Here is a 7,146-nt window from a genome sequence, read left to right on the forward strand (position 1 = left end):
TTTGCAAGGGACGCTTCGGCGTCCCTTCTTTCTTGCTCCCCGCTTACTGCCCCGCGCATCCTTTCACCCTCTTTAACGTCTGGTGTGCCCTGCACGTTCATCGGTGAAACCGCGGGTTCATGGAGCGGGATACCGGCGGAAGGTAGAGTCCAGCGGCGTGCACCTCAAGGCCCTGACCCTTCGCGGGTTCAAGTCGTTCGCCTCGGCGACCACGCTCCGGTTCGAGCCGGGCATCACGTGTGTCGTCGGTCCGAACGGCTCGGGCAAGTCCAATGTCGTGGACGCGCTCAGCTGGGTCATGGGCGAGCAGGGCGCCAAGTCGCTGCGCGGCGGCAAGATGGAGGACGTCATCTTCGCCGGCACCACCGGCCGTCCGCCACTTGGCCGAGCCGAGGTTTCGCTGACGATCGACAACTCCGACGGCGCACTGCCCATCGAGTACGCCGAGGTCACCATCACGCGGATCATGTTCCGCAACGGCGGCAGCGAGTACCAGATCAACGGCGACACCTGCCGCCTCCTCGACATCCAGGAACTGCTCTCCGACTCCGGCATCGGCCGCGAGATGCACGTCATCGTCGGCCAGGGCCAGCTCGACTCCGTCCTGCACGCCGACCCCATGGGCCGCCGCGCCTTCATCGAGGAGGCCGCGGGCGTCCTCAAGCACCGCAAGCGCAAGGAGAAGGCCCTCCGCAAGCTGGACGCGATGCAGGCCAACCTCGCGCGCGTGCAGGACCTGACCGACGAGCTCCGCCGCCAGCTCAAGCCTCTCGGCCGCCAGGCCGCCGTCGCACGCCGGGCCGCCGTCATCCAGGCCGATCTGCGCGACGCCCGCCTCCGCCTCCTCGCCGACGATCTCGTACGGCTCCGGCAGGCGCTCCAGGCCGAGGTCGCCGACGAGGCGGCGCTGAAGGAGCGCAAGGAGAGCGCCGAGCAGGAGCTGAAGAAGGCGCTCCAGCGCGAGGCACTCCTGGAGGACGAGGTACGACAGCTCACGCCGCGCCTCCAGCGCGCCCAGCAGACCTGGTACGAGCTGTCCCAGCTGGCCGAACGGGTGCGGGGCACGATCTCGCTGGCCGACGCGCGCGTGAAGAGCGCCACCTCCGCGCCGCCGGAGGAACGCCGGGGCCGCGACCCCGAGGACATGGAGCGCGAGGCCGCCCGCATCCGCGAACAGGAGGCCGAGCTCGAAGCGGCCCTGGAGGCGGCCGAGCGCGCCCTGGAGGACACGGTCGCCCACCGCGCCGAACTGGAGCGGGAGCTCACGCAGGAGGAACGGCGCCTGAAGGACGTCGCCCGCGCCATCGCCGACCGCCGCGAAGGCCTCGCCCGGCTCAACGGCCAGGTCAACGCGGCCCGTTCCCGCGCGGCCTCCGCCCAGGCCGAGATCGACCGCCTGGCCGCCGCCCGGGACGAGGCCCAGGAGCGGGCCTTCTCCGCACAGGAGGAGTACGAGGCCCTCAAGGCCGAGGTCGACGGCCTGGACGCCGGCGACGCGGAACTCGGCGAGCGGCACGAGGAGGCGAAGCGGCGCCTGAGGGAGGCCGAGGCGGCACTGACGGCGGCCCGAGAGGCGGTCACCGCTGCGGAACGCAGCCGCGCCGCGACCCAGGCCCGCCACGAGGCGCTCGCGCTCGGCCTGCGCCGCAAGGACGGCACGGGGATACTGCTCGGCGCGAAGGACCGCCTAGCGGGACTGCTGGGCCCGGCCGCGGAACTGCTGACGGTGACGCCGGGCTACGAGGTCCCCCTGGCGGCGGCGTTCGGGGCGGCGGCGGATGCCATCGCGGTGACGTCACCGTCGTCGGCGGCGGAGGCGATCCGACTCCTGCGCAAGCAGGACGGTGGCCGGGCGTCCCTGCTCCTGGCGGGAGCTCCTCAAGACACCAGTACGGCAGCCGACCCAAGGGGCGCGGGGAACTGCGCGACCAGCCACGACGAACCCGCAGACGCCGGACTACAGCACGCGGCAGATTTCGTCCGCGCCCCCTCCGACCTCATGCCCGCCATCCGCCGCATCCTCCACGGCGTCGTCGTAGTCGGCACCCTCGAAGACGCCGAGGACCTCGTCTACACGCACCCGGACCTCACCGCCGTAACCGCCGAAGGCGACCTCCTAGGGGCCCACTTCGCCCACGGCGGCTCCGCGGGCGCCCCCAGCCTCCTCGAAGTACAGGCCTCCGTGGACGAGGCCGCCGCCGAGCTGGAAGAGCTGGCGGTGCGCTGCGAGGAGCTGGCGGAGGCCCAGGACGCGGCGACCGAGCGGCGCAAGGAGTGCGCCGGACTCGTCGAGGAGCTGGGAGAGCGGCGCCGGGCGGCCGACCGGGAGAAGTCCGCCGTGGCCCAGCAGCTCGGCCGGCTCGCGGGCCAGGCAAGGGGCGCGGCCGGCGAGGCGGAGCGCTCCGTCGCCGCCGCGGCACGGGCCCAGGACGCCCTGGACAAGGCTCTCCAGGAGGTCGAGGAACTCGCCGAACGGCTCGCCGTCGCCGAGGAGATGCCGGTCGAGGAGGAGCCCGACACGTCGGTACGGGACCGTCTCGCCGCCGACGGCGCCAACGCCCGCCAGACCGAGATGGAGGCCCGCCTCCAGGTCCGTACGCACGAGGAACGCGTCAAGGGCCTCGCCGGCCGCGCCGACTCCCTCGACCGCGCCGCCCGAGCCGAGCGCGACGCACGCGCGCGTGCCGAGCAGCGGCGGGCCAGGCTGCGCCACGAGGCGGCCGTCGCCGAAGCCGTCGCCTCCGGCACCCGGCAGTTGCTCGCACACGTCGAGGTCTCCCTCGCCCGCGCCGACGAGGAGCGCACCGCCGCCGAGGCCGCCAAGGCGCGGCGCGAGCAGGAACTCACCGTCGCCCGCGGCCAGGGCCGCGACCTCAAGGCCGAGCTCGACAAGCTGACCGACTCGGTGCACCGGGGCGAGGTCCTCGGCGCCGAGAAGCGGATGCGGATCGAACAGCTGGAGACCAAGGCGCTGGAGGAACTGGGCGTGGAGCCCGCCGGGCTCGTCTCCGAGTACGGCCCCCACCAGCTCGTACCGCCGTCCCTGGCGGCCGAGGGCGAGCAGCTCCCCGAGGATCCCGAGCACCCGCGCAACCAGCCCAAGCCGTTCGTGCGGGCCGAGCAGGAGAAGCGGCTCAAGGCGGCCGAGCGGGCCTATCAGCAGCTCGGCAAGGTCAACCCGCTCGCCCTCGAGGAGTTCGCGGCGCTGGAGGAACGGCACAAGTTCCTCAGCGAGCAGCTCGAAGACCTGAAGAAGACCCGTGCCGATCTCCTCCAGGTCGTCAAGGAGGTCGACGAACGCGTCGAGCAGGTCTTCACCGAGGCGTACTGGGACACGGCCCGGGAGTTCGAGGGAGTCTTCAGCCGGCTGTTCCCGGGCGGTGAGGGGCGGCTGATCCTGACCGATCCCGACAACATGCTCACCACGGGTGTCGATGTCGAGGCGCGTCCGCCGGGCAAGAAGGTCAAGCGGCTGTCCCTGCTCTCGGGCGGCGAGCGGTCCCTGACGGCCGTGGCCCTGCTCGTGTCGATCTTCAAGGCCCGGCCGAGCCCGTTCTACGTCATGGACGAGGTCGAGGCCGCCCTCGACGACACCAACCTCCAGCGGCTGATCCGCATCATGCAGGAGCTCCAGGAGGCCTCGCAGCTGATCGTGATCACGCACCAGAAGCGCACGATGGAGGTCGCCGACGCGCTGTACGGCGTCTCCATGCAGGGCGACGGCGTGTCGAAGGTCATCAGCCAGCGACTTCGCTGACCTCAGCCCCGGGCGATGCGCCCGGCGGCGCCCAGTCATGCCCAGCGACCTTCACTATTACTTCAAGAAGTGAACACGTGTCATCTGATCGCGTCTCGAAACTCACAGTCACTCGCCTATTGACTTCGAAACTTGAAGGCATAGTCTCTGCAACGTTGCTTTTACCTTCAGGTATCACTACTTGGAGCGGCTGACCCCCACCCGGCAGCGTTGCCGGTGGCCCGAGGAGTACACGTGACCAGCACAGCGCAGGCCCCCACGTCAGGAGCCAGGACGGCGCACCCCGAACATCTCGGGCACGTCGTCTTCATCACCGCGGCGGCCGCCATGGGCGGCTTCCTGTTCGGTTACGACAGTTCCGTGATCAACGGAGCCAACGGCGGAATCCAGGCCCGGTTCGACCTCAGCTCCGGTGTCACCGGCACCGTCGCCGCCAGCGCCCTGCTCGGCAGTGCCGTGGGCGCCGCCATCGCCGGCCGCATAGCCGACCGCATCGGCCGGATCCGCGTCATGCAGATCGCGGCGGTGCTGTTCGCCGTGAGCGCCGTCGGTTCCGGACTGCCGTTCGCCGCGTGGGACCTCGCCGCCTGGCGTGTCCTCGGCGGTATCGCCATCGGTATGGCCTCGGTCATCGGCCCGGCCTACATCGCCGAGGTCGCCCCGCCCGCCTACCGGGGCAGGCTCGCCTCCTTCCAGCAGGCCGCCATCGTCATCGGCATCGCCGTCTCCCAGCTCGTCAACTGGGCCATCCTCAACATGGCCGACGGTGAGGAGCGCGGGACGGTCGCGGGCCTGGAGGCCTGGCAGTGGATGCTCGGCGTGATGCTCGTACCCGCCGTGATCTACGGTCTGCTGTCCTTCGCCATCCCCGAGTCCCCGCGCTACCTGATCAGCGTCGGCCGCGTCGAGGACGCCAAGAAGGTGCTCGCCGACGTCGAGGGCGGCGTGGACCTGGACGCCCGGGTCGCCGAGATCGACCAGGCCATGCGCAGCGACCACAAGTCCACGTTCAAGGACCTGCTGGGCGGCCGCTTCGGTCTCCTGCCGATCGTGTGGATCGGCATCGGCCTCTCCGTCTTCCAGCAGCTGGTCGGCATCAACGTCATCTTCTACTACTCGAACCTGCTGTGGCAGTCCGTCGGCGTCGACCCGTCGAGCTCGTTCTTCTACTCGTTCGAGACCTCGATCATCAACATCATCGGCACCGTGATCGCGATGATCTTCGTCGACCGCATCGGCCGTAAGCCGCTCGCGCTCATCGGTTCGATCGGCATGGGCATCTCGCTCGCCGCGGCCGCCTGGTCCTTCTCCTTCCAGAACGGCAACGACCCGCTGCCCACCGCGCAGGGCTACGTCGCGCTGATCGCCGCCAACGCCTTCGTCCTCTTCTTCGCCATGTCCTGGGGCGTGGTCGTCTGGGTCATGCTCGGCGAGGTCTTCCCGAACAAGATCCGCGCCGCCGCCCTGGGCGTGGCCGCCTCGGCCCAGTGGATCGCCAACTGGGCGATCACGATCACCTTCCCGGACCTGTCGGACTGGAACCTGTCGCTCACCTACGTCATGTACGCGGTGTTCGCCTTCCTCTCCATCCCGTTCATCCTCAAGTTCGTGCCCGAGACCAAGGGCAAGAAGCTGGAGGAGATGGGCTGACAGGCCCCCCGAACTCGGGGGGAAGGGCCAAGTCCCCGCTGCCCCTCTCCCCGTAACTCCGCCGCCGCCCCGGCTCGGCCACTGCCCGAGCCGGGGCGGCGGTGTCGTGCACACCGCTCACCAGATGAGGACGTGGGCACCGAGCCGTCGGGCGCGCAGCGTCGCCGCCTCGATGTTGTCGAGGCGGCTCTCGATCGCCCACGGATGCTCGCCGAGCGCCGCGGAGATCATGTCCAGGTGGGCCCGCAGGAGGGCGATCTCCGCCAGGAGCAGCGGCAGCTCCTCGGTCGGGACCTCCATCCAGTCGCCGTCGAGCAGGGGGAGGTACCGAGCACCCAGCGAGCGCACCACCTCCGACCCCCACACCTTCCAGCGCCAGGACTCGAACCCCGCCGAGTCATTGCACCCCTCGGGCACGTCAAGCACGTCGAACTCGCCGTTCGCCCCCCGCACGACCACGTCCACGCACAGACTCATGCGCCCAGTGGACCATCGCCGGACAAGGCCGGACCACCGGATATCGACCCAGGCCGGCCCGGTCAGCCCGGCAGCGCCGGAAGCACCTCCTCCGCGAACAACCGCAGACTCCGCCACCCCTCCTCCACCGGCATCCCGCCCGACAACGGATGCAGTACGTAGCTGTCGAACCCCAGCGCCACACACTCCTCAGGCGTCACGATCCGGTACACGCCCTCGGCGCGCAGCTCCTCCACGCTCGTGGCCGCCGACTTCACGGCGGACCGTACGTCCCCGGACTGCCAGGAGGCGTACGTCTGCGCCTCGTGGAGGAAGTGGCCGCCGTACCGGACCCACGCCCGGTCGGGATCCTCGGCGACATGCAGCAGCGGCGTCTCCGCGGCCGGCATCATCGTCCAGCCCTGGGTGCCGTACTCGACGAGCCGCTCCTTGTAGTACGCCTCCAGCTCCGGCAGATGCGCGCTGGGGAAGAACGGCAGTCCGAGCCGGGCGGCCCGGCGGGCGGCGGCCTTCGACGAGCCGCCGACCAGCAGCAGCGGGTGCGGATCGGTGTACGGGCGCGGAGTGACCCGTACCGTACGGCCCCGGTACTCGAACTCCTCACCGGTCCACGCCTTCAGCAGCGTCTCCAGCAGCTCGTCCTGGAGCCGCCCTCGCCGCTTCCAGTCCACGTCGAACAGGGCGTACTCCTCGGGCCGGTATCCGATCCCGGCGACCGTCACCAGCCGCCCCCCGCTCAGCAGATCCAGCACGGCGATCTCCTCGGCGAGCCGCAGCGGGTCGTGCAGCGGGCCGATGATCGCCGACACGGTGACCGCGATCCGCCGTGTCGCACCGAAGACCGCCGCGGCGAAGCCGAACGGCGACGGCAGCCAGTTGTTCTCGGCGCCGTGGTGCTCCTCGGTCTGCACGGTGGTGATGCCGTGCTCGTCGGCGTACGCGGCCATCTCCAGGGCGGCCCGGTAGCGGGCGGCGAGGGAGGCGGGGGTGGCGTCGGGCTCGACGAGGTTGAAACGTACGACCGTGACGGGCATGGGGGTCCCCTTCACCGGGTGGGTGTGGGGGAGGACGTTAGCTGACGGTGTGTCAGACATCCATAGGGGTGTCGCCGGGCTCCATGGCCGATACTGGACGGGTTATTGACAAATTAAAACTATCTGTACTGAAAACCGGGGGGGGGGGGGGGGGGCGGGCTGGGGGGGGGGGCGGGGGGGGGGGGGGGGGGGGGGGGGGGGGGGGGGGGGGGGGGGGGGGGGGGGGGG

General features: G+C 70.7%; 4 protein-coding genes. 2 read left to right on the forward strand and 2 right to left on the reverse strand.

The window, feature by feature from the left end; genetic code table 11:
• Positions 1-157: 157 nt before the first annotated feature.
• Both smc and L0P92_RS20775 read left to right on the forward strand, forming a co-directional pair.
• Entirely contained in the window at positions 158-3,757 is a 3,600-nt protein-coding gene (gene smc / locus L0P92_RS20770; RefSeq protein WP_234764295.1) for a chromosome segregation protein SMC, read from the forward strand.
• A gap of 234 nt (positions 3,758-3,991) precedes the next feature.
• Positions 3,992-5,407, forward strand: coding sequence for a sugar porter family MFS transporter (locus tag L0P92_RS20775; protein WP_234764296.1), 1,416 nt, complete (start codon positions 3,992-3,994; stop codon positions 5,405-5,407).
• A gap of 117 nt (positions 5,408-5,524) precedes the next feature.
• Here the strand turns inward: L0P92_RS20775 and L0P92_RS20780 are convergent, their stop codons facing one another.
• Both L0P92_RS20780 and L0P92_RS20785 read right to left on the reverse strand, forming a co-directional pair.
• A complete protein-coding gene (locus L0P92_RS20780) occupies positions 5,525-5,884 on the reverse strand; it encodes a hypothetical protein (RefSeq protein WP_234764297.1) in 360 nt (119 codons plus the stop codon).
• Between the two features lie 62 nt (positions 5,885-5,946).
• Positions 5,947-6,918 carry an LLM class flavin-dependent oxidoreductase gene (locus tag L0P92_RS20785; protein WP_234764298.1) on the reverse strand — a complete coding sequence of 324 codons (972 nt, stop codon included), beginning with the start codon at positions 6,916-6,918 and terminating at the stop codon, positions 5,947-5,949.
• Between the last annotated feature and the right edge of the window lie 228 nt (positions 6,919-7,146).

This window comes from Streptomyces muensis, assembly GCF_021474425.1.
GTDB classification, from domain to species: Bacteria; Actinomycetota; Actinomycetes; order Streptomycetales; family Streptomycetaceae; genus Streptomyces; species Streptomyces muensis.